The organism is Massilia frigida (assembly GCF_011682175.1).
Classification (GTDB): Bacteria; Pseudomonadota; Gammaproteobacteria; order Burkholderiales; family Burkholderiaceae_D; genus Telluria_A; species Telluria_A frigida.
This window is the reverse complement of the sequence record NZ_WHJG01000002.1, coordinates 57,255-83,235: the sequence shown is the minus strand read 5'-3', so window position 1 is coordinate 83,235 and position 25,981 is coordinate 57,255. Positions and strand designations below refer to the sequence as shown.

Below are 25,981 nucleotides of genomic sequence, written 5' to 3'. Positions count from 1 at the left end.
CTCCCGTTTGTCGATGCGTGCCGACCCAGTCTAGCGCAATTCGGCCAGCACGACCCGGCGCTTCGCGACAAAATTTGAGGGGATTGCCGACGGAGAAAACAAGCCGGCTCAGGCCGCCGCGCGCCAGGTATTGCGCCCGGCCTGCTTGGCCTGGTACAGCTGCATGTCGGCCTGCTGCAGCAGCGCGTCCGGTTCGAGCGTGCCGCCGCTGAAGTAAGCCAGCCCGATGCTGGCCGAGACCGACACCGTGACCGTTCCCAGCTCGAACGGCGCCTGCATGGCGCTGACGATCTTGGCCGCGATGGCCTGCGCATCTTCCGGGCGCGCCAGCTTTTCCATGATGATGGTGAATTCGTCGCCGCCCAGGCGCGCCACGGTATCGCTGGCGCGCAGGGTCTGCGTCAGGCGCGCCGAAAACGCCTTGAGCAGGGCATCGCCCACATGGTGTCCGTAGGTGTCGTTGACCGGCTTGAAATGGTCGACGTCCATGTACATCAGCGCCATCAGATGGCCGTCGTCGGCGCTCTCGCGCATGGCCACGCTGAGCTTGTGCAGGAAGCCGGCGCGGTTGGCCAGCCCGGTCAGGGCGTCGACCTGGGCCAGTTTCAGCAAGCGCTTCTTCTCGCGCTTTTGCGAAGTGATGTCCTGGCGCATGACGTGAAAGCCGACCACCGTCACCCCGTCCTCGCCCAGTTGCGGAATGTAGGTCACTTCGAGCGCGCGTTCAGCCCCTTCGGCGCCGTCGTGTTCCTCGAACACCAGCGTTTCGCCCTTGAGCGCGCGCAGGATGTACGGTTCGAGCGTGGCGAAACGCTGCTCGCCGACGGTCTGGCGCACCGTCATGCCCGGCACGGCCGCGCCATCGCGTCCGAACTCGCGGTGGTAAGCCAGGTTGTGGAAGCGATAGACCTGGTTGGCGTCGATGTAGGCCACCATGGCCGGCAGCGTATCGGCGATGGTGCGCAGGCGCGCCTCGCTTTCGCGCAGCGCCAGTTCGGCTTCGCGCAGGGTGGTGATGTCGTCGATGGTGCCGACAAAACCTTCGATGCGCTCGCCGATGCGCACCGCCGCCACCTTGACCGACGCCCATACCAGGCTGCCGTCGGGACGCAGGCAGCGCACCACTTTCTTGAACGGTTCGGGGTTCCTGCGCTGGTGCTGGAAAATCGCGTTGAGGCTGTCGCGCTCCTCCGGATGGAGCGCATCCTTCCAGCCGCCGCCCAGCGCCTGCTCGCGCGTCAGGCCGCTGATGGTTTCAAACATGCGGTTGACGTAGGTGCAGTTGCCGCGCAGGTCGGCGCGGACCAGGCCGAGCGGGGAGGCGTTGGTGATCGCGGTCAGCTGCGCTTCGCTGTTGCGCAGGTTCTGTTCCTGCTCATGGCGCCGGGTCACGTCTTCGGCGATGCACAAGATGTATTCGATGGCGCCGTCGTTGTCGAACAGCGGCACCGACACCGTGTGCAGGTAGCGCAATTCGCCGTCGGGCCGGCGCAGCGGTTTTTCGGGCAGGTCCAGCGCCGCCGGACTGGCCATCATGGCGCGGTCTTCTTCAGGGCTGAAGAGGGCGAAATCGGGGGCGAAGGCGAGGCAGTCGGTCTTGCCGATCACGTCCTCGGCGGCGTAGCCGGTGGCCGCTTCTGCGGCCTTGTTCCATACCACCATGGTGCCGAAGCTGGCCGGGCGCACGCTCTTGACGTAAATGAGCAGCGGCAGGTGTTCGATGAGCGATTGCAGAAAGCCGCGGTTGCCGCTGATTTCGAGTTCGGCCAGCTTGCGCGCGCTGATGTCGCGCCAGCTGACCGCCACGCCATCCGGAATCGGCACGATCTGGTGGCGGATCCACACCGCCCGTTCGCCGGGGGCGCGCAGCTCGACTTCTTCTTCGAGCGGGTGCGATTCGAGCAGCACCCGGGCGTAGCGTTCGAGGAATGGCGGGTCGACCTCGCGCGGCAGCAGCGGCAGGATGCCCTGGCCGGTGACTGCGGCGCGCGTGTGTCCCAGCATGGCCGCGCCCTTGTCGTTGATGTCGGCCACGACGAAGTCGGTGATCCTGCCGTCGGCGTCGCGCCGGGCCTTGAGGAACATCACGCCATCGAGGCTGCCCTCGGCGGCCGCGCGCGAGGTGGCCTGGGCGTCGCGCGCGGCGCGCATGCTGGCGCGCAGGCGCGCGCTCTGGCGCATCAGCAGCATCGTCACCGCGGCGATCGCCAGCGTTGCGGCCAGCGCCATCCACAGGTAGCGGATGCGGTGGCGTTCGAATTTTTCCATCGCGGCGCGCTCGGTGATGCCCACCACCGCCACCAGCGCGTAGCGGTCCATGTCGCTGTAGCTGTAGATGCGCGCGATGCGGTCCGGCGGCGCGCTCGGTTCCAGTTCATCGGCAAAGGCGCCGGGCTCCTTGCGCGCACGGAATCCAAGGCGTTCGCCCACGAACAGGCGCTCGCCCACGCGCCCGATGGTGAGCTGGGCCTCGTGCGCCCACAGGAACAGGGCCGCTTCGTCGTCCACGCTGACGCGGTCGTAGTCGTCGACGAAGTAAAGCGGGTCGATCATGATCACGATGGCGCCGGTGAATGCGCCGCTGCCATCGTTGAGGCGGCGCGCGATCTGGATCAGCCACTTGCCGCTGCGCGGTTCGACCACCGGGGTCGCGAACCGGGAGGCGTCGCCGGCGCCGCCCGCGAGCGCCAGGAACCAGGAGCTGCCGGCGATCGGGCCGGGGTCGGCGCTGAAGCCGTTGGCGCTGTCGAGCAGCATGCCGTGGCGGTCGATCAGGGCCATCGGCAGGTTGAGTTTGGCCGGCAGCACGCTGTCGAGCAAGCCGTTGCGCTGGGAGAACTCGGGCAGGCGCAGGGCGCCGTCGGTTTCCTCGAACTTGAGCTTGAAGAGCTGGGTCGCGTGGTCGCTCTGGCGCAGGATGTGGCTGACATGCTCGGACAGCACGCGCGCCAGCGCCTGGCTGGACAGCACCGCGTCGTGATGGGCGGCGGCGCGCTCGACCCCCATCTGGTGAAACAGGGTGATCCACATGGCCGCCACCAGCGACAGCGCGAAGCACGGGAGCAGCAGGACCCGGAACAGGCGCCTGGCTGATCGGCGAAATACGCTGGCGGAAGGAATAGGCGTCCCCAGATGGTTGCTTGGCATCGAAAGAAAAGATTTGCGAGGCTGAAAATGCTTGAAATTCGGCCGCACCGTAACTTACATTCTGCGCGCAAATGGCGGCGTTTTGGTTGGCGCACTCAAAAAAATCTTGGGTGCAAGAACAAAGCGTGACGTTTCGTTACTAAATCGGCTCGCCGCCGGTGCCTTGCGCGGGCATCAGGCGGCGACACGTTGCGGATGTGCCTATAAGAAATCACTGATGGGGCACGCCTTGCGCTAGATCAAAGCTGTGGTGTCGGAGTTCTTTACACTGATTTCTCCGGGCTGATGAAAAAGTTCATAAAGAACAATTCCAAGCCTGCCAAAATATACGACTCCAGCCAGGCTCCCCGGCGCTTCCAGCGTGCGGGTCTTGCGCATGCGGGCAACTTTTGAGGAGACCGAATGTTAACGGCGACATATACCCTGGTTGCACTGTCTGTCGAACAAGCGAAGATTCGTACGCAGGTGCAGGAGGTGCAAAAGCTGCTTCACTCGACGTTCGCGCATCAGAATGCGCTTGCCGCCGGGCAGGTGAGTGCCGCCTGCGAGACCGTCAAGCGTTTGTACGAAAATTGCCACTGGCGCAAGATCGACATGTTCCTGGTGCCGGCCATCCGCAAGGCCAGTCCCGCCGCCGACCGCCTGCTGCTTGACCTGGAAGAACTGGGCCGGGCCGCCGGCGACGCGGTGGGCGTGCTGGTGGTGCGGCTCGGCTTCCAGGCGCTTGACACCTATGCCAGCGTGGCCCAGTTCTGCGCCGCGCTGGAAGCGTTTTGCAGCGCCACCCTCAAGCGCCTGGAGCGCGAGGAGCGCGAACTGTTTCCCATCGCGCGGGCCGTGATTTCCGGCGAAGCGTGGTTTTCCATCGCCAACGAAATGCTCTTGCATGATGCTTACGTGCAAGAACGCAAACCGTCGCGCCAAGCCATCGTCCTCTCCCGGCGCGGGCATGGTGGCGAACACGAGCGCGTGGACGACGGGCGCGAGCGCCGCTTCGCGCCGCATTTCGCGCATTAAACGCCATCCACCCGGCCGGCGCTGGCGCGGATTGCCGGGCCGGTGGGCGCTCGACCTTCCCGCGCCCGGGCAGGATGGCCTGGATTGTTGCCGCCAGGCCCGGTCCGCGCTGATCACCTTGTCCCGGCGGCGCAAGCCACCTGCGGTATCGTGCATGAATACTCCTCCCGATCGCGTGCTTTCCGCGCCATTCTTGCTATGATGGTGGTTTTGAATGGTTGATATCACGTCATGTTCGAATTCCTTTTCAAGCGACCGGCCGACAAGTCCGACACCCCTGCCGGGAAGTCCGTGCAGGCGAGCCCGAATCCAGCTCCGGCAGCCGCGCAGACCAGCGCGCTGCGTGCCCAGCAGGCCGAAAAGGTAGCCGCGCTGGCCGGCGATGAAGCCGCCGCCGTCGAGTTCATCCTGCAATCCGATTTTTCCGAGCTGCGCCTTGCCGCCGCCGAGCACGTGCATTCGGCCGCCGCGCTCGAACGCGTGCACGCGGCCATGCGCAATACCGACCGCCGCGTCGCCAAGCTGATGCAGTCGCGGCTGGATGCGCTGCGCCACCACCAGGCCGAACTCGTACGCGGCCAGGCCTGCATCGAGCAGGCGCAGACCCTGCTCAAGGACGAGAAGCTCTCGCCCAACCAGGTGGCCGACCTGGACCGCCGCTGGTCGGTGATCGCCGCGCCGGAACTGGCCGCCCAGTTCGATGCCATCCGCGCCCAGCTGGCGCAGCGCCTCGAAGCCCAGATGAGCTTGCAGCGTGCCATGATCGACAGCCTGGGCGCCTTGCGCGCCCTCGGCACCAGCGAGCTGCGCGCCGCCGAGCTCGCGGAGCGCCTGGAACAGATGGCGCAGGCCCACGCCGCCGCGCTGGCCGCACCGGAACACACCTCGCTGCCGCGCAGCCTGACCAATGAATTCGCTTCCGAGCACGCGCGCCTCTCCGCCTCGCTGGGCGCGCTGGAGCAGGGCCAGTCGGCCGTGATCGCGCGCGAGACCGCGCTGGCCGAATGGCGCGCCACGCCGCCCGGCGCATTCAACCAGGACCAGCTGAAAAAAGCCTGGCAGCAGTTGCCGCCAGCACCAAAGGAGGCTGCCGCCGACCTGCAGCAGCGCTTCGAGGTGCTGCTTGCCTCGCTGCCGGCCCCGGTCCCCTCGGCGCACAAGCCGAAAGAAGCGCGCAAGAACGCGCCCGCGCAAGCGCCCGACCAGCATGTCATCGACACGCTCGACGCCATGGAAGCGGCCCTGCAGCAAGGCTCGCTCGGCAGCGCGGCCGACATGGACAAGATCCTCAAGGACAGCAAGGGCACGCGCCTCACGCCCGCCATGGCCGACCGCCTGGCGCACGCGCGCGCCGAACTCAAACGCCTGTCGGACTGGGCGCGCTGGGGCGGCAACGTCTCGCGCGAGGAATTGATCAAGGCGGTCGAGCAGCTCACCACGCAAAAACTGGCGATGAGCGAACTGGCCAAGAAAGTCGGCAGCATGCGCGAACGCTGGAAGTCGCTCGACACCTTGTCCGGCGCCGCGCCGAAAAGCCTGTGGGAGCGCTTTGACGCCGCCTGCAGCGCCGCCTACGCGCCTGCCGCCGCCCACTTCAAGCACCTGGCCGACGAACGCCACACCAACGCGGCCAAGGCGCAAGCCCTGATCGCCGAAGCGGCGCTCGAAACAGCCAAGCTGGCCGAAGGCGGGAGCGTCGACTGGAAGCACATGGCGGCGACCGTGCAGCGCATGCGCCTGGCGTGGAGCCACCTGGGTGCGATCGACCGCAAGGAAAAGAAGCGCCTCGACCACGAATTCACCGATGCGCTCAACACCTTGCAGGCGCCGCTGGAACAGCAGCGCAAGAACGAAGTGGCCGAACGCGAAGCGATGATCGCCCAGGTGGGCGCGCTCGACGCCCATGACCGCCACGCGCTCGACACCTTGCGCTCGCTGCAGGAACGCTGGCAGGAACACGCGCGCGCGGTGCCGCTCGAACGCAAGTCCGAGCAGGCGCTGTGGCAGAAATTCCGCGCCGCCTGCGATGCCGTCTTCGCGCGCCGCAAGGAAAGCGCCAACGCGGCCGACGCCGAACGGCGCAGCCACCAGGAAGCGAAAGACGCCATCAGTGCGCGCCTGGAACAAGCTGCAACCCACGCCGCCGGCGAGCCTGGCGCCGCCGCCCACGCCGCCAAACTGCTGCGCGACGCGGCCGCCGAATGGAACACCATCGGCGCCGTCCCGCGCGCCAACGAAGCGAAGGTCGAGAAGCGCTACCACGCAGCCATCGGCGCGTTGCAGCACCATGTGGACGGCGCCAAGCGCGACGCCAGCCGTGCCCAGGCCAGCGCCCTGCGCGACAAGCTGCGCCTGTGCCAGGAACTCGAAGCGCAGGTTGCCGCCGGCGGCGTGGATGCCGACAGCGCTGACTGGGCCGCGCGCTGGAGCGCCTTGCCGGCGCTGGACGCCAGTTACGAACGCACGCTCAAGGCACGCTTCGATGCGGCGCTGGCGGCGCGTGGCGAAGGCCGGGCCGCCTTCGCCGCGCTGCTCGAAAAGAACCGCGCGCCGCTGCTGCACGAAATCCTGCGCCTCGAAATCGGGGCCGGCATCGACAGCGGCAGCGAGTTCGCGCGCGAGCGCCTGAAACTGCAGGTCGAGACCTTGCAGTCCTCGCTCAAGTCGGGCCAGAAGCCGGGCAACCAGGCGGCCCGGTTCCTGCAACTGTGCGCCACCCCGGCCCTGGTCGACGACCGCACGGCGTCGCGCATCGAGCACCTGTTCACGCGCATCGCCAAGGACGGCAAATGATGGCGGTGCGGGTCCAGACCGCCGACTTCGACCTGAGCACCGAAATGGCGGCCCTGCGCGCGCAGGATGCGCGCATCGGCGCGGTCGTCACCTTTGTCGGCACCGTGCGCGACATGAACGACGGCGCCAGCGTGGCCGCCATGGAGCTCGAACACTATCCCGGCATGACCGAGCAGGCGCTGGAACAGATCGTGGCGCAGGCCGGCGGGCGCTGGCCTCTGTACGGCGCGCTGGTGGTGCACCGGGTCGGGCCGCTCGCGCCGCTCGACCAGATCGTGCTGGTGGCGTGCACCGCGGCGCACCGTGGCGAAGCGTTCGCCGCCTGCGAATTCATCATCGATTACCTCAAGACCGACGCCCCGTTCTGGAAGAAGGAGCAAACACCTGACGGTGCGCGCTGGGTCGACGCGCGCGTCACCGACGACGCCGCACTGGCCAAGTGGGCCGCGAATCGGGACGACAAGTGAATTTTGTCGCCGTCGGCGTGGGAGCCGCGCTCGGTGCGTGGCTGCGCTGGGGGCTGGGATTGTGGCTGGGGGCCCTGCACCCGAAACTGCAGCTCGGCACCCTGGCCGTGAACCTCGGCGGCGGCTATCTGATTGGCGTGGCGCTCGGTTTTTTCGCGGCGCATCCGCAACTGCCGCCCGAGTGGCGCCTGTTCGCGGTGACCGGCTTCCTGGGCGGGCTGACGACATTCTCCACTTTTTCCGGCGAATCAATGGTGCTGCTCGAACGCGGCGACTATGGCTGGGCGCTGGCGCATTCGGCGCTGCACCTGGCCGGATCGATTACCTGCTGTATCGCCGGCTATGCAAGCTGGCGCGCATTATCAACGTGATGTCAAACCAAGGAGAATTCAATGTCCAAGCAACTGCCGCAACGTCCTACCGGTGCCTTTATCGGCGCGTCCTGGGCGGCCCTGTTCGTCGGCGCCGGTACCTTCCTCATCGGACTGTGGAACTCGACGATGCAGCTCAATGAGCGCGGCTATTATTTCACCTTGCTGATGTACGGGCTGTTCGCCGCCGTGTCGCTGCAAAAATCGGTGCGCGACCGCCTCGAAGGCGTGAAGGTCACGGGCATTTACTTTGCGCTGTGCTGGGTGTCCCTGCTGCTGTCGGTGCTGCTGCTGACGGTGGGCTTGTGGAATGCCACCTTGGCGCAGAGCGAGAAGGGCTTCTATGCGATGTCCTTCGTCCTGAGCCTGTTCGCCGCCGTGGCCGTGCAAAAGAACGTGCGCGACGTCGCGCTGTCGGAAGACCCGAAAGACCTGTACGTCGATTCGGGCAAGGAGTAAGGCGGCGCCGGGCCGCGCAACGCGGCCCGGCAACTGCATCATTGTTGCATCACTGCCGAGGGGACTTCATCGCCTTCCTGACCGTCAGGCAGCGCCGCTCGTTTTCGTGCTGGTCGCGCAGGGCGCGCATGGTCTCTTCCGATAATCCCTTCAACTGCATGCCAGCCTTCGCCAGGCGCTCGACGCTGGCCGGCGTGCAGTCCTTCCAGCGCCGCGCTCTTCGATGGCGCTTTCGCGCTTGATGCACACCCCCGGCCAGTCGGCCGGCGCGGCGGCACTGAGCTGAAAGGCCGCTTTCAGGTCGGGCTAGTCGAACAGGGCGAACATCCGCTGAGCGGTACGCCTCGACTTATCTGATCACGAAATCGACAACGTGGTCTTGTACACGGGTGCGCTGCGCGGCGGAGGGCAACTCGAAGCTGTCGCTGACGCGGTTGCCGGACGGATCTTCTAGCAGGCCATGTACGACCAGCCGGTAAGTCCCTTTGCGCCAGGGCGCCAGGGGATTGAACAGCCAGCGGCGCTCGCCTGGTGCGACTTCAATCCGACCTGGCACCTTCACGCCGCTCGCGTCGGCTACGGCAATGAGGTGCCGGCCCTGGAAGTCGATCGGCGCATCAAGGTCGACCTTCACACTCTGCCGGCTCCCAGCAGCGACTCGGGCGATGCGCCAGTTGCCAATCATAGGCCCCGAGATGTCCGCCGGTCTGACTGTCCAGCGCTTGATCGCATGGGAGTCAAACGTCAGTTCGACAGCATCACCCGCATGAAGTACGGGGTTTTCAGCGAGACCGCTCTTGACTCGACCGGGGTGCAGCAGAATTGTCAGCGCCTTGCTATCCGGACTCCATAATTCTTGCTCCAGAAACGGATTGCCGATCGGCACGCCACTGGCCCGGCGCAAGCCGAAGCGGGAAAGCAGCGCTGTGCGTGAAGCGGAATCGAACGCAACAGAGATACGTAACAGGTTCTCGGGCACCTCCGCGCCCGTGGGATACACCTGGGCTACGGCGGCCGCCAAGATCATCGCCGCGAACATCAGGGGGCCTTGATCAGCTCGGGATAGCCTTCCTGCTTCATCAGCATGTCCTGCACCGGCTTAAGATACTTAAGCTGGAATTCCTTGCCGGCATACGTATACTGCGGAAAGTTGTACTCCGAGATGAAGTCGCTCAGACGAAAGCCCATGCTCTTGTCGACCGTGACCAGTTCCAGCGTGCCTTTTTCCAGCTGGCGGCGCACGATGATGAATGATTTCTCGTCCAGATTGTCGATGCGGACTGCGCCCGCCAGCGGTGCCTGAAACGGATCTAGCCCACTCATCGCGCCGAACGGCACCGGCTTGTCGATTTCAGGCTTGGCGTTCGCCGCAGCGATCTGGGTGACGGGGATCATGGCCGCTACACGCTCGTAGTTGAGCAGCATGACCGTTTCTTCGCCGTCCTTGCGAAAGGTGAGCATGTCGGCGGGGGTATTGCCGTATCCGAGCTCGGCGATTGCCTTGCCCCGGATGTGGGCGCCGTCCTTGATGACGTCGAGGGGAATGGTCACCAGGGGCGTGCAGGTGTAGGCGGCGATCAGGTAGCTCTTGCCCCCAATGTCAGCGAACGCCATGGCTCGGATCGGCGCCCGGGTTTCGATCTGGTTGTGCGTCGTGTGATAGATCTCGACCGATGCCATCGGCTGTTGGTCCGAGAACGGATAGCTGATACGGCGCAACGTGGACTGGAAATCCTGGTTCGACAGTCCTGCGACAAACAACTCGCCATGACGCCACTTCATGTCAGTGACGGTGAAGCTGCGCTCGGGGATAGCGTTCCAGAACGCGAAGTTCGACGTTGTGGCGTTCTTCAGCGCAATCGTAGTCGACTTGGCTTTTGCCAAGTCGATTCGACGCACCTTGCGGTCGCTTGAGATGACCAAAAGGAACGGCTTCTTTTCGGCCCCGGTGCTCACTGCGAGATAAACCTCGCCAGTACCCGGGCGAACCACCATGTCTTCGACGCTGACCCTTGCCACGCCAAGCGCCTTTCCAAGCGCAGCTTCCAGGTCCAACACATTGAAAGTCTGGCCCGCCGGCACTGCCGCGGTGGCAGGCAGCGTCACTGCATGCAGGCGTGCGCCCTTCCAGTCGGCCAGGAAGATCGTATCGGCCGGACCGAATTCGATACGTGAAATCGACTTGATGTCGGCGGCCTGCGCGGAGGCGAACGCGCTTGCGATGAGCATCGAGAGAAGGGGTTTGCGGGCCATTTTTTGCTCCTTGTGAAGTTTTAAAAATGCTAGCATGGGCAATAAGAATAAATTCACGCTAGCAAGTACAGACTGTTCTCCATGAGAGTACGATGAGCAACCAATTCGACGATTTGAGAACGTTCGTTGCGATCGTTCAGGGTAAAGGAATCAGCGCAGCTGCCCGAGAATTGGGGCTGGTCAAGTCCGCCGTGAGCCGGCGGCTGGGCGAACTGGAGGACAGGCTAGGCGCGCGCCTCATCAACCGCAGCACGAGGACGCTGACGCTGACCGAAGGCGGCGCTGAATTTTACGAAAAAGCGCTCAGGTTGATATCCGATTTGCGCGAAGCGGAAGAAGCGGCTTCGGCAGGGTCGGCAGAAGTAGTCGGAACGCTGCGCATTGCGACGCCGGTATCGTTCACCTCACACTGCCTTGCGCCGGCGCTGGGCCGCTTCCTGCTCGCCAATCCAAGGCTGGCACTCGACGTCGAGACCAGCGATCGCCATGTTGACCTCGTTCGTGAAGGGTTTGACCTGGCGCTGCGGATTACCCGGTTGAAAGATTCATCCCTGATCGCGCGCGGGATTTCGACAATCCGGCATGCGCTGTGCGCCAGTCCGGCCTACCTGCGGCAGCATGGCGCGCCGCAGACCGTGCAGGCACTGGCCAGGCATCAGACTGTCTCTTACTCCTACGCCGAGCCGCGTGATTGCTGGGTGTTTTCCGGCGGCGAACAGGTGACCGTGCATCCTGTCATCACGATGTCGAACGGCGACGCAATCCGCGAAGCCGTGATGGCCGGCTGCGGCATCGGCTACCTCCCCACTTTCATCATCTACCAGGCGGTGCAGCGCGGCGACCTGGTGCTGCTGCTGCCGGAATCGATCCGCGAACTGCTGTCACTGAGCATCCTGTACCCATCGAGCCGCAATGTCGGGGCCAAAGTGCGCCGCTTTATCGATTTTTGCGTCGGTGAGTTCGGGACCCGTCCCTACTGGGACGACATCATCGAATCTGCGCTAAAGCGCAATAGCTGGCCTGGTCCAGGTTGACGGTAATGGCGCGCGCATCGGCCAGGTCGAACTGCAGGGTACTGGTGCCGCCGAAGGTGTCCTGGCCGCTCAGCGTAAAGTCGAGCACATACGCGACATTGGCGATGCGCTTCGAGCGCGCCGCCGCAGTCGCCCGGGTAGGGGCGTCGGCAGGCACGGGCGCCGGCGCCGGGGCGGCTCCACAGGCCGCGCTGGCCAGGAGGAGGGCGCCGAGGGCGCGCAGGCGAGGGATTGGCAAGGCGGCACCCCAATATAAGTTTCAAGATCGCAAGAATATTCCGGGGAATGGCCTCGATCGGCTTGCGTGCCTTGAAAAAGTCACGCGCGGCCCAATCTTTCAATCAAGTTAATCGCACTTTTTTGTGGAGCTCGACCATGCGCCAAGACAAAATGACCACCAAACTGCAGGAAGCGCTGTCCGATGCGCAAAGCCTCGCGGTGGGCAATGACAATCAGTATATCGAACCGGTCCACCTGCTGTCGGCCCTGCTGAACCAGGACGACGGCGCCGCGCGCTCGCTGCTGCAGCGCGCCGGCGTGAACGTGGGCAGCCTGACCACGGCCCTGCGCAGTTCCCTTGAGCGCCTGCCCAAGGTGTCCGGCAACGGCGGCCAGGTGCAGGCGGGGCGCGAGTTCGTCGGCGTGCTCAATCTGGCCGACAAGGAAGCGCAGAAGCGCGGCGACCAGTTCCTGTCCAGCGAAATGGTGCTGCTGGCGCTGACCGAAGACAAGTCCGACGCCGGTACCCTGGCGCGCGAAAGCGGCCTGACACGCAAGGCCCTGGAGACCGCGATCCAGGCCGTGCGCGGCGGCGAGGGCGTGAAGTCGGCCGACGCCGAAGGCCAGCGCGAATCGCTGAAAAAATATACGCTCGACCTGACCGAGCGCGCCCGCCTCGGCAAGCTCGATCCGGTGATCGGGCGCGATGATGAAATCCGGCGCGCGATCCAGGTGCTGCAGCGCCGCACCAAGAACAACCCGGTGCTGATCGGCGAGCCTGGCGTGGGCAAGACCGCCATCGTGGAAGGCCTGGCACAGCGCATCATCAACGGCGAGGTGCCCGATTCGCTCAAGGGCAAGCGCGTGCTCTCGCTCGACATGGCGGCCCTGCTGGCGGGCGCCAAGTACCGCGGCGAGTTCGAGGAACGCCTCAAGTCCGTGCTCAAGGAACTGGCGCAGGACGAGGGCCAGACCATCGTCTTCATCGATGAAATGCACACCATGGTCGGCGCCGGCAAGGCCGAAGGCGCCATGGATGCGGGCAATATGCTCAAACCCGCGCTGGCGCGCGGCGAACTCCATTGCGTCGGCGCGACCACGCTCGACGAGTACCGCAAGTACATCGAGAAGGATGCCGCGCTGGAGCGCCGCTTCCAGAAGATCATCGTGGACGAGCCGAGCGTGGAAGCGACCATCGCCATCCTGCGCGGCCTGCAAGACAAATACGAGCTGCATCACAAGGTGGAGATCACCGACGCGGCCATCATCGCGGCGGCCGAACTGTCGCACCGCTACATCACCGACCGCTTCCTGCCCGACAAGGCGATCGACCTGATCGACGAAGCGGCCTCGAAGATCAAGATCGAGATCGATTCCAAGCCGGAGGTGATGGACAAGCTGGAACGCCGCATCATCCAGCTGAAAATCGAACGCGAAGCGGTCAAGAAGGAAAAGGATGAAGCGTCGCGCAAGCGGCTTGACCTGATCGACGAGGAAATCGTGCGCCTGGAACGCGAGTACAACGATTTCGAGGAAATCCTCAAGTCCGAGAAGGCCATCGTGCAGGGCACCACCCACATCAAGGAAGAAATCGAGCGCGTGCGCCTGCAGATGGAAGAAGCGACGCGCAGCAGCAACTGGCAGAAAGTGTCGGAGCTCCAGTACGGCAAGCTGCCCGAACTCGAAGCGCAGTTGAAGCACGCCGAAGCCGATACCACGCGCGCCGCCGAAAGCGCCAAGCCGAAGCTGCTGCGCACCCAGGTCGGCGCCGAGGAAATCGCCGAAGTGGTCTCGCGCGCGACCGGCATTCCGGTCTCGCGCATGATGCAGGGCGAGCGTGACAAGCTGCTGCACATCGAAGAAAAGCTGCACGAGCGCGTGGTGGGGCAGGACGAGGCGATAGTCGCCGTGTCCGACGCGATCCGGCGTTCGCGCGCCGGCCTGTCGGACCCGAACCGTCCGTACGGCTCCTTCATGTTCCTCGGCCCCACGGGGGTCGGCAAGACCGAGTTGTGCAAGGCGCTGGCGGGCTTCCTGTTCGATACCGAGGAGTCGATGATCCGCATCGACATGAGCGAATTCATGGAGAAGCATTCGGTGGCCCGCCTGATCGGCGCGCCGCCCGGCTACGTGGGTTACGACGAAGGCGGCTACCTGACCGAAGCCGTGCGGCGCAAGCCGTACAGCGTGATCCTGCTCGATGAAGTCGAAAAGGCGCACAGCGATGTCTTCAACGTGCTGCTGCAAGTGCTCGACGATGGCCGCATGACCGATGGCCAGGGACGCACGGTGGACTTCAAGAACACGGTGATCGTGATGACCTCGAACCTGGGATCGCACAAGATCCAGTCGATGGACAGCGACGATCCGGGCGTGGTCAAGCTGGCGGTGATGGCCGAGGTGCGCTCGCACTTCCGGCCGGAGTTCATCAACCGGATCGACGAGATCGTGGTGTTCCATGCGCTCGACGAGAAGAACATCGGCGCCATCGCCAAGATCCAGCTCAAGCACCTGGAACAGCGCCTGGCGAAGATGGAAATGACGCTCGATGTCTCGGAAGAAGCCTTGCAGAAGATCGCGGAGGCGGGCTACGACCCGGTGTATGGCGCGCGGCCGCTCAAGCGCGCCATCCAGCAGCAGATCGAAAATCCGCTGTCGAAGCTGATTTTGTCGGGACGCTTCGGACCCAAGGACCAGATCCCGGTGCGGGTCAGGAACGGCAGCCTGAGCTTCGAGTAAGCAGGCTGCGGGTAGTCAAACCGGCGCGGGCAGGCAGGCAGCCCGTCCGCGCCAGCGTTGGATCAACGCTTGCGGCGCACGCCGACCAGGCCTGCCAGGCCAAGCATGAAGAGCGCAATCGCGCCCGGCTCGGGAACCACGTTCCAGCCGATCACGTCAAAATACTGCACGTCCAGCGGCGACAGGCCGAGCTTTTCGCCACGGCCGGCGGTCGGGTCGAGCAGGCCCAGATGCATGTCGTCCTGCCAGTGGCTGGCTTGCTGGCCATCGCCGTAGGTCGAGCCGGTGGAGAAGGTCGCCAGGGTGGTCTGGCACTTATCGAGCGAGAAGTACTTGGTGCGCGTGTCGGCCGACCAGTCCAGGTCCGCCGCTTTTTTCTTGCTGTGGTCCGAGCAGCGATACAGGTCGCCTGGGGAAATGTAGGTGAACTCGGCGTCGGCATAGTCGCCATCGCGGTTGTAGTCGAGCACGTCGACGCCGCTGATGAAGCCGAGCGCGTGGCCGATTTCGTGCGCGGCCACGCCGATGAAGTCGAAGGCCTTGCCGTCGACGCCATTGCTCGGATCGAAGTCCCAGCTGAACAGGCTGCTGAAATTGATTTCGCCGTCGGAGATGTCATCCTTGGCGTCGGCCAGGCCGAGCGCGCGCGCATTGGCGCGGGTCATGCGGATGTTGCTGTTGTTGTCATCGCAGTTATCGTCCAGGAAGGGCGTGGCGCTGCCGATGCCCGACGGGTTGGTGCCGGTGCCGTTCATGATCACGTTCAGGCAGCTGCTCTTCGACAGGTTGGCCACGGCGGTCTTGTCGCTGATGCTCCAGGCGTCCTTGGCGAGTGCCTTGCGGTAGCCGTCGTAGCTGAACAGTTCCTGGGTCGAGCCGGTCGAACCGAGCACGCCCGGATCGAGTGCCATGAAGCCGATGTTCAGGTTGACCTGTACGTTGTCATGCAACACATTGGTCCAGCGCGCGGCAGCGGCCTGGAAGCCGGCCAGCGCCAGCGGATCCATGCCGGGCGCCGGCGTGAAGTTGATGACGAGTGCCTGGGCCGAGCCCGCGTATGCGCACAGGAGGACCGGCGCGATCTTCAGTAGACGTTTTAAAGTTTTCATTTCCGCTTTTCAAGGTGTCGCTGATTGGAATCAGACTATTAATATATTTTTCATCACGCTTCATGCTGAGCAGCATTGCATGGATGAGTTACTCTCAAAAACGTATGCTAGAGAGCAAGTTTCGCGCCAGAATGTTAAGCCCTTGTTACTAAAGATTAAATTTTTCCCGAGGCGGGATTTGACAGTTCGACTGTAAGGATTTCCGACAGTCAAGGAGGGTAGAAGGAGGGTGGGTGAGCCGGACAGGACGGCTGGCCCGGAAAGCAAAAAACCGCCCTTCCCGCAGAAGCAGGAAGGGCGGTTTTCGGTCGGGGCAAGGCCCCCGGTCTAGCGCTGGGGAATCAGCCGCGGCCCTGGCGCATGAAGCGCTGGATGTGGTCGAGCATGACGGTATCCGAATACGGCTTGCCAAGCAACACATCGACGCCGGCGTCGGCGGCCTTGGTCTGGTAGCTTTCTTCGGCACTGATCATGATCACGGGGATGTGCGCCGTCAGCGGGTTCTCGCGCACGTGGCGGGTCAGCTCAAAGCCGTTCATGCCGGGCATTTCGACGTCGGTGATCAGCACGTCGGGCATGCGCTCGGCGATCTGTTTCATCGCATCGAGGCCATCTTCGGCCATCGCCACCTGAAACTGATTGTTGACCAGCAAGCGGTTGGTTTTCACGCGCACGACCTTGGAGTCGTCCGCGATCATGACCACCGTGTCGGCAGCGGATTTCGGCACGATCACGCGTGCCGGGGCGGCCGGGGCGGCTGGAGCGACCGGAGCGGCAGCTCGCTGCCGGGCCGCTTCTTCCTCGGCCAGGCGTGCTGCGGCGATGCGCTGCGCTTCCGCCTGCGCTGCCTGTTCGGCAGCGAGCCGTACTGGTTCCCCACGGGCAGCCTGTTCGGCTTCCGCTTGTGCCGCCTGCGCGGCTGCAATACGTTGCGCCTCGATGCGTTCGGCCGCGATGCGCGCGGCTTGTTCGGCGGCGACACGTTCCGCTTCAAGGCGGGCGGCTTGTTCGGCGGCAATGCGTTCCGCTTCCGCCTTGGCGGCCTGTTCTGCTTGCAGGCGTGCCGCCTCGGCCTCGGCGCGGCGCTGGGCTTCGATGCGCGCGGCCTCTTCGGCGGCAAGACGGTCGGCTTCGATGCGTTTGGCTTCTTCAGCGGCAAGACGGTCGGCTTCGATGCGTTCGGCTTCTTCGGCGGCAAGACGCTCGGCTTCGCGGCGCGCCGCATCGTCGGCGGCAATGCGGTCAGCTTCGCGCTGGGCCGCTTCAATCGCGGCGATGCGTTCGGCTTCCAGCTGGGCGGCATGTGCATCGGCCAGGCGCTTCGCTTCCAGCTGCGCGGCGTGCTCGTCGGCGATGCGCTGCGCTTCCAGTTGGGCGGCGTGCTCGTCGGCGATGCGTTTTGCTTCCAGCTGCGTTGCCTGTTCATCGGCAAGGCGTTGCGCTTCCTGGCGCGCCGCTTCCTCGGCGGCCTGACGTTCCGATTCCAGGCGCGCAGCGTCGGCAGCGGCAATGCGTTCGGCTTCCAGGCGGGCCGCTTCGGCGGCGGCAATGCGCTCGGCTTCCAGACGCGCGGCTTCGGCGGCGGCGATACGTTCGGCTTCCAGACGGGCCGCTTCGGCAGCGGCAACGCGCTCGGCTTCCAGGCGCGCCGCTTCCGCTGCGGCGATGCGCTCGGCCTCGACACGGGCCGCCTCGGCTGCAGCGATGCGTTCGCCTTCGATGCGTTCGGCTTCGATCACCGCAAGGCGCTCGGCCTCACGGCGCGCATTTTCCTCGGCAATGGCAAGACGCTCCAGGTCGAGACGGGCGGCCTCGATCACCGCTTCGAGGCGTTGCGCTTCGGCTTCGGCGGCACGCTGCTCCGCTTCGCCTGCCAGGCGTTCTTCTTCCAGCGCGGCCAGGCGGTCCAGTTTTGCCTGCTCCTCCGCGGCGCGCGCGGCGACGGCAGCGAGGCGTTCCGCTTCCAACCGTTGCGCTTCCTCGGCGGCTTCCTTCTCAGCCTGGAGGCGGGCGAATTCCTTGGCCTGGCCGGTATCCTCGAGCATGGTCGGTTCATCACGCTGTTGCAGCGCTTTGATTTCGCGTTCGCGCAACATGTGGACGACGACACGGTAGGCCACGTAGAGGAGCACTAAGATCAAAACGCCAATGCCGACATTTGTTTCGTAACTTGAAGTAAACACGCGAACAGCTCTCCGTCGTTACCTTTTTTCAAGGCAATTGGTTAATAAAAGGCGATCTTGGTTGTAGGCAACAATGATACACCGGCGCGCGGCAGAACACGAAGGATGGTTGTAAGCATTCGTGTGTTCTTGTTCTGCCACAGGCCGGCAGGGAGCGTAGTAAACCCTGATTTGGTATTGGTTTTTGCTACTTCTCCAGTGTTTTTTACATAGTGTATGCACAAAGCGCATATCACGCCACCATTTTGCGCCGTACAAAAAAGCCGGCGCGTAGCCGGCTTTACCACACACGCTGTCGCTTACACGGTCGGCGGATCGGTTTCGCGCGCAAAAGTACGGTGCCGCGCGAGGGCTGTCTTGAAGCGCTGGAGCGCTTGCGCCGCCAGGCTGGCGCTGGCGTGGACAATGCCGGGATCGTCGCAGCCGTCCGGCAAGGTTTGCGGGATCGCGGCCTGGGCCAGCACGGCGGCGCCCGTGCCGATGGCAAGGATCGGCTTGCCGTGGCGGTACTGCTCGCGCACGAAGTCGATCACGCGCGGGTCGCGGCCGAGCGCGATGGGGCCATCGTCCCCTCCGGGCAGCACCATCGCGTCGTACACCACCGAGGGACTGGCTTCGACGGTGATTTCCACATGCAGGGGCTGGCCGTCGAGCGAACTGACCTGGCCGAGCCGCTGGCCTACCAGGCGCGGCACGGCGCCACCTTCCAGCAAGGCGGTATAGATGGCGCGCGCCAATGCGCCGTCCGTGCCGGAGGCGACCAGGATGGCCACCTGGCGCGTGCGGATGCCGGCCACGCCCGGACGGTAGAGCAGGGAGAGCGCCGGCGAGGGCGCATACACCGGCAGCGGCAGGGTGGTGGCCAGCGGCAGCGGCGGCGGCACGGCGATGCCCAGGCCCGCCGCCACGGCGCGCGCCAGGGTCGCATCGACATTGACCAGGCCGGCCACCATGCGTACCCGGATCGCCAGCGTTTCCACGCGCGTCAACTCGAAGCGGAAAGCGTCGATGATATGGGCTTGTTCGGGCCCGCTCTGGCTGATCCAGAACAGGCGTGCTTGCGAATAGTGGTCGGCGAACAGTTCGGGCTTGCCGCGCAGCTTGTTGCCGATCACCGCGTCGGGCACGCTCACAAAACCGGCGCGGCCAGCCTGGAACGGGCAGCCGCCCGCCAGCGAGTTGGGCTCGTAATTGACCCGGCCGCGGTTGATCGTTTGCCGGTGAAAGCCTTCGCGCTGGTTGTTGTGCACCTCGGCCAGCGGCGCGTTGATGGGGATTTCGTGGAAGTTGGGGCCGCCCAGGCGGGTGATCTGGGTATCCGGGTAGGAATGGTTGCGGCCCTGCAGGATCGGGTCGTTGCTGAAGTCGATGCCGGGAATAATGTGCTGCGTGCAAAATGCCACTTGTTCGGTCTCGGCAAAGAAATTGTCCGGGTTGCGGTTCAGGACCAGTTTGCCAACCGGGAACAGCGGGATCAATTCCTCGGGGATCAGCTTGGTCGGGTCGAGGATGTCGAAGGGGAAGGTGGCGGCTTCCTCTTCGGTGAACACTTGCAGGCCCAGTTCGTACTCGGGAAAGTTGCCGGCCTCGATGGCTTGCCACAGGTCGCGCCGGTGGTAGTCGGCATCGACGCCGCGCAGCTTGAACGCCTCGTCCCACACCAGTGAGTGGGTGCCCTGCAGCGGGGTCCAGTGGAATTTGCACAGGCGTACGTCGCCCTTGGCGTTGATGAGCTTGAAGGTGTGCACGCCGAAGCCTTGCATCATGCGGTAGCTGCGCGGGATGGCGCGGTCGGACATGATCCACATGAGCATGTGGGTGATTTCGGGGCTGAGCGAGGCGAAATCCCAGAAGGTGTCGTGCGCGCTGGACGCTTGCGGCATGCCGTGGTGCGGTTCGGGCTTGATGGCGTGGGCCACGTCGGGGAACTTCATCGGGTCCTGGATGAAGAACACGGGGATGTTGTTGGCCACCAGGTCCCAGTTGCCTTCGTCGGTGTAGAACTTGACGGCAAAGCCGCGCACGTCGCGTGCCGTGTCGGGCGAGCCGCGCTCGCCGGTGGCGGTGGAGAAACGCACGAACACCGGGGTACGCTTGCCCGCATGGGCGAAGGGGGCGGCGCGCGAGAGCTGGCACAGGTCCTGGTAGGATTCGAAGTAGCCGTGCGCGGCAGAACCGCGCGCGTGCACCACCCGTTCCGGGATGCGCTCGTGGTCGAAGTGGGTGATTTTTTCGCGCATGACGAAGTCTTCCAGCGCGATCGGGCCGCGCAGGCCGATCTTGAGCGCGTCCTGGTTGCTCGACACCGGAACGGCCTGGTTGGTGGTCAGGCGCTGTTCGGTATCGTCGGCGCGCACCCGGTCTAGCGAACTGTTCAGGGCGTTGTCGCCCAGATGCGGGGTGCCGGCGCCGACCTTGGGCGAGGCGACGTTGTCGGTGCTGGTGCTGGCCGTGGCCAGCGGGGTCGACGCCGCATACGCTTCGCCGGTGTGGGGCGTGCGCGCCGCAGCGCCGTGTTCGAGCGGTTTGGTGGCGTTGAAGGGCTGCTCGTCGGCCAGGTCCGCGTCGCCGCCGGCTTTGTCGAGCAAGCGCTCCGCAGTGGGATTGGTGCTGCCCAGGCTGCCGGGCAGGGTCGGGTCCGAGGGACCCGCGACGGTGCTGAAGATGGAGCCTGCGCCGTCGGTGGACGGTCCGCTTTTTTTACGTGTGACCATGGATTTCCTCTTTGAAAGAGTGGGGCCGGCGCCCCTGGCCTGTCGAGTTTGCATCGCTGCCGCTGCGCGGGATTGATCGCCAGCAGGCGATGCGGCGCGGGAGATCAGGGCGCTTTCATGGCGTGCGCGCGATCGCGGCCGGTGGTAGTCTGTCGGGCTGGTGGATCACGTGGAGAACCTGCATGGCGACATTGTCGGATACTTGCCGCAACTTGCTGGCGCACAGCCGGCGCTACGGGCCGCTGTATGGCGAGCGGCTCGCCAATCATTTGCCGATGACGCTGATCGCGCTCGACCGCATGGGCGCGCCGGCCGACGCCATGCAACGCGCGTTTGACGTCAATGCGCGCCGCCTGGAAGCGCAGGATGGCGATATCGGCGCGGTGGCGGATGCGCTTGCGTGGCTGGGCAAGGGACGCAACGCCGGCGGCCTCGAGCGCTTTTTCCAGGAGAGCGTGCGTCGCGCCGGGCTCGACGCCGTATTGCGCGGCTGGGTGCCACGGCTGTTGCCGGGCGTGTCGGCGTCGGCGTTTCATTGCCTGATCCGGCTTGCGTATGCCATCGATGCCGGTGACCTGGACGAAACGTGCGCCGCGCTGGCCTACTGGGTCATGGAATACGTGACCCTGGATCTGGCGCCGGACGAGGTGGACGAGGCGCCGGCCGCCATCGCGGCGCGCCTGGCCCGTGCGGTGGCAGGCCATGCGCCGTGGGATGGCATCATCATCGACCACATGCGCCAGGCGGCACGCCATCCTGCCATGGCCGGCACGGCGATCCAGCCGGCCACGCTCGACCTGCGCCAGGTGGCGCAGTTTGCGCTTGGCGCCTACCATGCGCAGGAAGATTTCACGCTCTTGCACACTGTCACGGCTTGCCATGCTTTCCGGGTAGTGGCGCCGTACGCGGGCGACCCACGGCAGGCGCTGCGCTATCTGTGGGAAGCGGTGGTAGTCGCGAGCCTGACAGTCGAACCTGCACCTGGGGGCACGCCCGCGCCCGCTGCGGGAATTGACTGGCAAGCCTGCATGGCGCAAGCTGCGCGGGCCACCGATGCGCACGTCATCAAGCTGTGTTATTCGGCCTGGTGCGAGTCGCTTGTCTATGGCGACCCGCGCTACCTGGCGATTGCGGCGCGCAAGCTCGCGTGACTGGCGCCGACTTGAGCAGCTTTGTCAGCTGCCGGAAACCGGCGCTGCGTTCGCCGGCGGCCCGGCTCAACGCGCGATGATGTCGCCCACCAGGTCGCCTTTGAGCACCAGGGTCGAGCGTCCGTCATCGCCCAGCAGGAACACGCCGCGTCCGTTCGAGTAGAGAATTTGCCCGGCCGGCGTGATGTCGTAGGACGCCACATTGCTTGCCAGCACGCGATCATCGCCCGAGCGGCTGCGCTGTACCAGTTGCCAGCTGGCCGGCACCAGCGAGGGCACGCCGGCCACCATGTTTTCGCTGCGCAGGGCTTTCTCGGCATCGATGCGCTTGCCCTTGAGGATGATGGCCTTCACGTCGGCCTGGGCCGCTGGTCCGCTGGCGCCGGTGAGCGGCTTGCGGCTGTACATGATCGAGAAGAAATTCAGGTAGTGGAACACCGCGCGCAGCAGGCGGAACGGGAACAGTACGGTATCGAGCAAGATATTGCCGCTGCTGTATTGCGACACTTCGTACGGACGGCGGATGAACAGCAGTTCGCCCGTGCTTGTTACGCGCGGATGCAGGAAGTCGGTGTTGGCGTCGTCCAGTACCGTGTCCAGCTTGCCCGAGCGCAGGTCCAGCTTCTGGATGGTGCTGTGGCCGAGCGCAACGATCATGCCCTGGCCGTCGCGCGCCAGTCCGGCCGACTGGTAGACGATGGTGTCTTCGTCGCACCAGGCCGGCGCCGAATCGGCCGTGTCGCCGCCGGTCAGCTCGCGCAGCTTGTTGCCCTGCACGTCGAGCGTGGCAATATTGGTGATGCTGTCCTTGGACGAGGAGGTGCAGACCAGCTTGCCGGTGTCGCGGTTCAGGTTCAGGTCGCTCAAATCGAGATGCTGGCGGTGCACGATGCGCGTTTCCACGCCCGTCTCCAGGTTGAGGGAAAACAGGCCGCCGATGCCCGCGTCGCTCAGGAAATACAGGATGGCCTGATGCTGGTCGAACTGGGCCGAGGTATAGCGGATGCCATTGGCGGCGTCGCCGAACTGCTTCATCTGGCCGTAGGCGCCCACTTCGAAGCTGGTGTTTTTCTTCCACGAATTGCGCTCGTTGCTGCGCGCCAGGCGGTCTTCGATCTCCTGGATGTAGGGGCTGTGCAACTGGCGCAGCGCGCCGCCGTCGGGCTGGTAGAACAGCTTGCCGTTCGAGATGTACGCCACCCCGATGCCGGACAGGTTGGCCGAGCCGGCGGCGCTCGCGGTGCCGGCCGCAGGCTCTTTCGGCGCATCCGTCACGCGGTAGAACAGGACGACCAGGCAGACGAGCAGCGCAAAACCGATAAGTAAAACCACCAGAGAACTCCTAAAATTGGGGACGACAGGGAAGCGCCCACTATACGTGCTTAATACTGATCAGAAATACACTATTTGTCACGGCGCCGTTCAGCGCGGCTTATCGTCGGCAAAAAAAGCGGTCGGCGAGCTGCCGAAGGTTTTCTTGAACATCGCCGAAAAGGCCGACTGGCTGGCGTAGCCAAGTTCCCCGGCCACCTGCGAGAGCGGCATGCCGCGCGCGATCAGGGGCGCGGCGTGGGCCAGGCGCACTTGCTGGCGCCAGTGGCCGAAGCGCATCCCCAGTTCGCGCTCGAACAGGCGGGTCAGGGTGCGCTCGGAGGCGCCGACCTGGGCCGCCCACTGGCCCAGGGTCAGCTGGCAGGACGGGTCCTCGATCAGGGCCGTGCACAGGGCGCCCAGGCGTTTGTCCCGGGGCAGGGGCACGCGCATGGGACGGGTGGCCGAGCCGGGCAATTCGTCGAGGATCAGCTCGGCCAGCAAGTGCTCGCGCGGCCCCGGGCCGGCCTGCCCGAGCGCGATGATCAGCTCGCGCAGCAGCACCGACACGGTCAGCACCCGGCATTCGTCGCCCTCGAACGGCGCGCGCGCGGCCAGGATGCAGAGCGGGCGCAGGCGCGCCGTTTCGAGCACGTGGATGGCGTGCTCCACATTGGGCGCAATCCAGATCGCGCGCAGCGGCGGCACGATCCAGCTGCTGCCGGGCGTGGTCACGCGCAGCACCCCGCTCAGGGCGAAGGTCAGCTGGCCCCAGCGATGCTGGTGCGGGGCCAGCCACTGGGTGACGTCGAGGTCGCGGGCCAGGGCGCGCACCGGGCGCGCCGGCGTCGGTTCGAGTCCGGCCGGCTGCCAGCGGGTATGGGTCAGGATGGTCAGGGTCATGCGCATGCGATTGGCGGATTTGCGACAAAGTATGGCTTCCTGTCTCAAAACTGTCGATGGTTTTTTACTTACACTGGGGTTCGCTCATTCAAGGATGCTTCATGAACACACCTACCCTGCGCGAGGATGCGCGCGTCATCGGACTTGTTTCCCTGGCTCACGGCGTATCGCACTTTTATCACCTGATCCTGGCGGCCCTGTTTCCGTGGCTGAAACCCGCCTTCGATCTGTCGTACGCCCAGCTCGGCTTGCTGATGACCATGTTCTTCGTCGTCTCCGGCGTCGGCCAGGCCTTGTCCGGCTTCGTGGTGGACCGGGTCGGCGCGCGCCGGGTCCTGTTTTGCGGGCTGGCGCTGCTCGGCACGGCGGCCCTGGTGCTGGCCGGCGCGCACACCTATGCCATGCTGGCGGCCGGTTCCATGCTGGCCGGCCTGGGCAATGCCGTATTCCATCCGGCCGACTATACCTTGCTGAACCAGCGCGTCAGCCGCGCCCGCATCGCCCACGCCTTTTCGCTGCACGGCATCAGCGGCAACCTGGGCTGGGCGGCTGCGCCCGCGTTTTTGGCCGGCATCGCCGCGCTGGCCGGCTGGCGCGTGGCGCTGCTGTCCGCGTCCGCCATTCCCTTCGCCACGCTGGCGCTGCTGTTCGCCCAGCGCGCCCATCTGCATGCCGATCCGGCTCCGGTGCAGGCGGCCGGGGTGGCGCAGGATAGTTCGTTCGCCTTCATGAAGCTGCCGGCTGTCTGGATGAGCTTTGGCTTCTTTTTCCTGACCGCCATCGCGTTGGGCGGCATCCAGAGCTTTTCCTCGGCCAGCCTGGTAGCGCTGTACGGCATTTCGCTGGCATCGGCCACCACCGCTTACACCGCCTACATGCTGGCCTCGGCCGGCGGCATGGTGCTGGGCGGCTTCCTGGCCGCGCGCGCCCAGCGCCACGACCGCACGATCGCCCTGTCCTTCATCTGCGCCGCGCTGATGGCGCTGCTGGTCGGCGCGGCCGTGGTGCCGGGCTGGATGGCGGTGGTGCTGATGGGCGGCATCGGCCTGGCGGCCGGCGTCGCCGGTCCCTCGCGCGATTTACTGATCCGCGCCGCGGCGCCGAAGAACTCGACCGGACGCGTGTTCGGCATCGTGTATTCGGGCCTCGACAGTGGCCTGGCGCTCGGCCCGCTCCTGTTCGGCACCATGATGGATGGCGGCCACCCGGCCTGGGTATTCGGCTGCATCGCCCTGTTCCAGGTGCTGGCGATCGGGACCGCCCTGACCGTCGGCGGCAGCAGCCGCGCGCCGCAGCTCAAGCAGGCCTGAGCCTGCCGGGTACAGGCGCTCGGCCGGAAGCAGGGCGTAGCGCACCCGGTACGGCTTGAAGCCGAGGATGGTCTTGAAGCGCCGCAAGCCTTCGGACGCGCCGAACCAGGTGTCGTACATGGCATAGCGCAGGCCGCGTTCGGCGATCAGCATGCTGACGATTTCGACGATCATGAAGTGCATGATGCCGTCATTGTTGCGGTAGCCGAGCAGGCGCGAGAACAGCGCAAAATTGCCGTAGATACCCAGTTCGCAATACGCCATCAGCTTGCCGGACTTGTCGAGCACGCCGTAATAGCGGTAGTGCGCGTGGTCGGTGTAATGCGCGCTGCGGTCCTGGTAGCTGGCGGCCATGGGCCGGCCCTGGCGCTCGGGCATCGACTGGTTGATGGCATGGATATCGTCGGCGTAGCGGTTGCGCTCGATGCTGGCGAAGCGGTAGCCGCGCGCCTGGGCGCGGCGCGCGAAATGGCCGCCCCAGTTGCGTTCGCCGATCGATGCGCGGTATTCCTCGGGCGTGGCGAACTGGTCGATGTCGACCAGGGCCGCGCCAATGGTCTTGTGGCCGATGATGCGGTAGCGCGGGTGGCGCCGTGTGAAGTTGCGGTAGGCGGCGCTCACCTCGGCGGGCGCCAGGGCCGGGTCGAACTGCAGTTGGGCGTGCGGCAATTTGGCGATGGCGGTGACGATGTCCCACAGGCGCCGGAACTGTGACAGCGTGCTGAGCATGCATGCCCCCTTGTCGAGAAAGAGGGGTCGATTATCGCGCCGCGGCGCTTGCCCATCTGTCCTGTTTGCAGC

The 25,981-nt window shown here is 65.2% G+C and carries 20 protein-coding genes; 9 read left to right on the top strand and 11 right to left on the bottom strand.

Annotated elements, in window-relative coordinates:
* Positions 1–108: 108 nt before the first annotated feature.
* The gene (locus F2P44_RS02680) at positions 109–3,030 is read right to left on the bottom strand and encodes a PAS domain S-box protein (protein WP_229423343.1); all 2,922 of its coding nucleotides are present in this window, start codon (positions 3,028–3,030) and stop codon (positions 109–111) included.
* A gap of 351 nt (positions 3,031–3,381) precedes the next feature.
* Entirely contained in the window at positions 3,382–3,525 is a 144-nt protein-coding gene (locus F2P44_RS02675) for a hypothetical protein (protein ID WP_167084808.1), read from the bottom strand.
* Between the two features lie 24 nt (positions 3,526–3,549).
* Here F2P44_RS02675 and F2P44_RS02670 point away from each other — a divergent pair, with 24 nt between their 5' ends.
* The 5 genes from F2P44_RS02670 (at position 3,550) to yiaA (ending at position 8,254) form a co-directional block, all read left to right on the top strand.
* Positions 3,550–4,164 (top strand): hypothetical protein, encoded by a 615-nt coding sequence (locus tag F2P44_RS02670; RefSeq protein ID WP_167084806.1) that lies wholly within the window; start codon positions 3,550–3,552, stop codon positions 4,162–4,164.
* 231 nt (positions 4,165–4,395) lie between these two features.
* Positions 4,396–6,957: a DUF349 domain-containing protein gene (locus F2P44_RS02665; RefSeq protein WP_167084804.1), complete on the top strand. Its 2,562-nt coding sequence runs from the start codon at positions 4,396–4,398 to the stop codon at positions 6,955–6,957.
* Positions 6,957–7,424, top strand: coding sequence for a molybdopterin synthase catalytic subunit MoaE (moaE, locus tag F2P44_RS02660; protein ID WP_167085192.1), 468 nt, complete (start codon positions 6,957–6,959; stop codon positions 7,422–7,424). Before F2P44_RS02665 ends, moaE begins: the two co-directional genes overlap by 1 nt.
* The gene (crcB, locus tag F2P44_RS02655) at positions 7,421–7,795 is read left to right on the top strand and encodes a fluoride efflux transporter CrcB (RefSeq protein ID WP_167084802.1); all 375 of its coding nucleotides are present in this window, start codon (positions 7,421–7,423) and stop codon (positions 7,793–7,795) included. The genes moaE and crcB overlap by 4 nt, the downstream gene beginning before the upstream one ends.
* A gap of 21 nt (positions 7,796–7,816) precedes the next feature.
* Positions 7,817–8,254 carry an inner membrane protein YiaA gene (gene yiaA / locus F2P44_RS02650; protein ID WP_167084800.1) on the top strand — a complete coding sequence of 146 codons (438 nt, stop codon included), beginning with the start codon at positions 7,817–7,819 and terminating at the stop codon, positions 8,252–8,254.
* A gap of 49 nt (positions 8,255–8,303) precedes the next feature.
* Here the strand turns inward: yiaA and F2P44_RS02645 are convergent, their stop codons facing one another.
* From F2P44_RS02645 to F2P44_RS35040, 3 genes are all read right to left on the bottom strand, one after another.
* The gene (locus F2P44_RS02645) at positions 8,304–8,501 is read right to left on the bottom strand and encodes a hypothetical protein (protein ID WP_167084798.1); all 198 of its coding nucleotides are present in this window, start codon (positions 8,499–8,501) and stop codon (positions 8,304–8,306) included.
* Positions 8,502–8,603: 102 nt separating this feature from the next.
* Positions 8,604–9,293 carry a hypothetical protein gene (locus F2P44_RS02640; protein ID WP_167084796.1) on the bottom strand — a complete coding sequence of 230 codons (690 nt, stop codon included), beginning with the start codon at positions 9,291–9,293 and terminating at the stop codon, positions 8,604–8,606.
* The gene (locus tag F2P44_RS35040) at positions 9,293–10,507 is read right to left on the bottom strand and encodes a hypothetical protein (RefSeq protein WP_167084794.1); all 1,215 of its coding nucleotides are present in this window, start codon (positions 10,505–10,507) and stop codon (positions 9,293–9,295) included. Before F2P44_RS35040 ends, F2P44_RS02640 begins: the two co-directional genes overlap by 1 nt.
* A 92-nt stretch (positions 10,508–10,599) precedes the next feature.
* Here F2P44_RS35040 and F2P44_RS02630 point away from each other — a divergent pair, with 92 nt between their 5' ends.
* Complete coding sequence (locus F2P44_RS02630) at positions 10,600–11,541, top strand: LysR family transcriptional regulator (RefSeq protein WP_167084792.1); 942 nt, start codon at positions 10,600–10,602, stop codon at positions 11,539–11,541.
* Here F2P44_RS02630 and F2P44_RS02625 read toward each other — a convergent pair.
* Positions 11,495–11,779, bottom strand: a complete 285-nt coding sequence (locus F2P44_RS02625; RefSeq protein WP_167084790.1) for a hypothetical protein — start codon at positions 11,777–11,779, stop codon at positions 11,495–11,497. The genes F2P44_RS02630 and F2P44_RS02625 overlap by 47 nt on opposite strands.
* 137 nt (positions 11,780–11,916) lie before the next feature.
* Here F2P44_RS02625 and clpB point away from each other — a divergent pair, with 137 nt between their 5' ends.
* Positions 11,917–14,499 carry an ATP-dependent chaperone ClpB gene (gene clpB / locus F2P44_RS02620; protein ID WP_167084788.1) on the top strand — a complete coding sequence of 861 codons (2,583 nt, stop codon included), beginning with the start codon at positions 11,917–11,919 and terminating at the stop codon, positions 14,497–14,499.
* 62 nt (positions 14,500–14,561) lie between these two features.
* Here clpB and F2P44_RS02615 read toward each other — a convergent pair whose 3' ends face one another.
* The 3 genes from F2P44_RS02615 to F2P44_RS02605 form a co-directional block, all read right to left on the bottom strand.
* Positions 14,562–15,608 carry an NF038122 family metalloprotease gene (locus F2P44_RS02615; protein WP_167084786.1) on the bottom strand — a complete coding sequence of 349 codons (1,047 nt, stop codon included), beginning with the start codon at positions 15,606–15,608 and terminating at the stop codon, positions 14,562–14,564.
* A gap of 341 nt (positions 15,609–15,949) precedes the next feature.
* Positions 15,950–17,740 carry a response regulator gene (locus tag F2P44_RS02610; RefSeq protein WP_370662629.1) on the bottom strand — a complete coding sequence of 597 codons (1,791 nt, stop codon included), beginning with the start codon at positions 17,738–17,740 and terminating at the stop codon, positions 15,950–15,952.
* Positions 17,741–18,090: 350 nt separating this feature from the next.
* Positions 18,091–20,505 (bottom strand): catalase, encoded by a 2,415-nt coding sequence (locus F2P44_RS02605; protein WP_167084782.1) that lies wholly within the window; start codon positions 20,503–20,505, stop codon positions 18,091–18,093.
* Between the two features lie 182 nt (positions 20,506–20,687).
* Between F2P44_RS02605 and F2P44_RS02600 the strand changes: the two genes are divergently transcribed.
* On the top strand, positions 20,688–21,656 hold the full coding sequence (locus F2P44_RS02600) for a questin oxidase family protein (protein ID WP_167084780.1): 969 nt from the start codon (positions 20,688–20,690) through the stop codon (positions 21,654–21,656).
* A gap of 66 nt (positions 21,657–21,722) precedes the next feature.
* Here F2P44_RS02600 and F2P44_RS02595 read toward each other — a convergent pair whose 3' ends face one another.
* Both F2P44_RS02595 and F2P44_RS02590 read right to left on the bottom strand, forming a co-directional pair.
* A complete protein-coding gene (locus F2P44_RS02595; protein ID WP_167084778.1) occupies positions 21,723–22,988 on the bottom strand; it encodes a TolB-like translocation protein in 1,266 nt (421 codons plus the stop codon).
* 90 nt (positions 22,989–23,078) lie between these two features.
* Positions 23,079–23,870, bottom strand: a complete 792-nt coding sequence (locus tag F2P44_RS02590; RefSeq protein ID WP_167084776.1) for an AraC family transcriptional regulator — start codon at positions 23,868–23,870, stop codon at positions 23,079–23,081.
* Between the two features lie 101 nt (positions 23,871–23,971).
* On the opposite strand from F2P44_RS02590, the gene F2P44_RS02585 reads away from it, so the two are divergent.
* The gene (locus F2P44_RS02585; protein WP_167084774.1) at positions 23,972–25,180 is read left to right on the top strand and encodes an MFS transporter; all 1,209 of its coding nucleotides are present in this window, start codon (positions 23,972–23,974) and stop codon (positions 25,178–25,180) included.
* The last annotated feature ends 801 nt before the right edge of the window (positions 25,181–25,981 follow it).

What these genes read in the sequence shown, in the direction of transcription:
- F2P44_RS02680 (WP_229423343.1), bottom strand. Translation starts at nt 3,030, where the DNA reads ATGTGGATCACCCTGTTTCACCAGATGGGGGTCGAGCGCGCCGCCGCC.
- F2P44_RS02675 (WP_167084808.1), bottom strand. Translation starts at nt 3,525, where the DNA reads ATGCGCAAGACCCGCACGCTGGAAGCGCCGGGGAGCCTGGCTGGAGTC.
- F2P44_RS02670 (WP_167084806.1), top strand. Translation starts at nt 3,550, where the DNA reads ATGTTAACGGCGACATATACCCTGGTTGCACTGTCTGTCGAACAAGCG.
- F2P44_RS02665 (WP_167084804.1), top strand. Translation starts at nt 4,396, where the DNA reads ATGTTCGAATTCCTTTTCAAGCGACCGGCCGACAAGTCCGACACCCCT.
- moaE (WP_167085192.1), top strand. Translation starts at nt 6,957, where the DNA reads ATGGCGGTGCGGGTCCAGACCGCCGACTTCGACCTGAGCACCGAAATG.
- yiaA (WP_167084800.1), top strand. Translation starts at nt 7,817, where the DNA reads ATGTCCAAGCAACTGCCGCAACGTCCTACCGGTGCCTTTATCGGCGCG.
- F2P44_RS02640 (WP_167084796.1), bottom strand. Translation starts at nt 9,293, where the DNA reads ATGTTCGCGGCGATGATCTTGGCGGCCGCCGTAGCCCAGGTGTATCCC.
- F2P44_RS35040 (WP_167084794.1), bottom strand. Translation starts at nt 10,507, where the DNA reads ATGGCCCGCAAACCCCTTCTCTCGATGCTCATCGCAAGCGCGTTCGCC.
- F2P44_RS02630 (WP_167084792.1), top strand. Translation starts at nt 10,600, where the DNA reads ATGAGCAACCAATTCGACGATTTGAGAACGTTCGTTGCGATCGTTCAG.
- clpB (WP_167084788.1), top strand. Translation starts at nt 11,917, where the DNA reads ATGCGCCAAGACAAAATGACCACCAAACTGCAGGAAGCGCTGTCCGAT.
- F2P44_RS02615 (WP_167084786.1), bottom strand. Translation starts at nt 15,608, where the DNA reads ATGAAAACTTTAAAACGTCTACTGAAGATCGCGCCGGTCCTCCTGTGC.
- F2P44_RS02605 (WP_167084782.1), bottom strand. Translation starts at nt 20,505, where the DNA reads ATGGTCACACGTAAAAAAAGCGGACCGTCCACCGACGGCGCAGGCTCC.
- F2P44_RS02600 (WP_167084780.1), top strand. Translation starts at nt 20,688, where the DNA reads ATGGCGACATTGTCGGATACTTGCCGCAACTTGCTGGCGCACAGCCGG.
- F2P44_RS02590 (WP_167084776.1), bottom strand. Translation starts at nt 23,870, where the DNA reads ATGACCCTGACCATCCTGACCCATACCCGCTGGCAGCCGGCCGGACTC.
- F2P44_RS02585 (WP_167084774.1), top strand. Translation starts at nt 23,972, where the DNA reads ATGAACACACCTACCCTGCGCGAGGATGCGCGCGTCATCGGACTTGTT.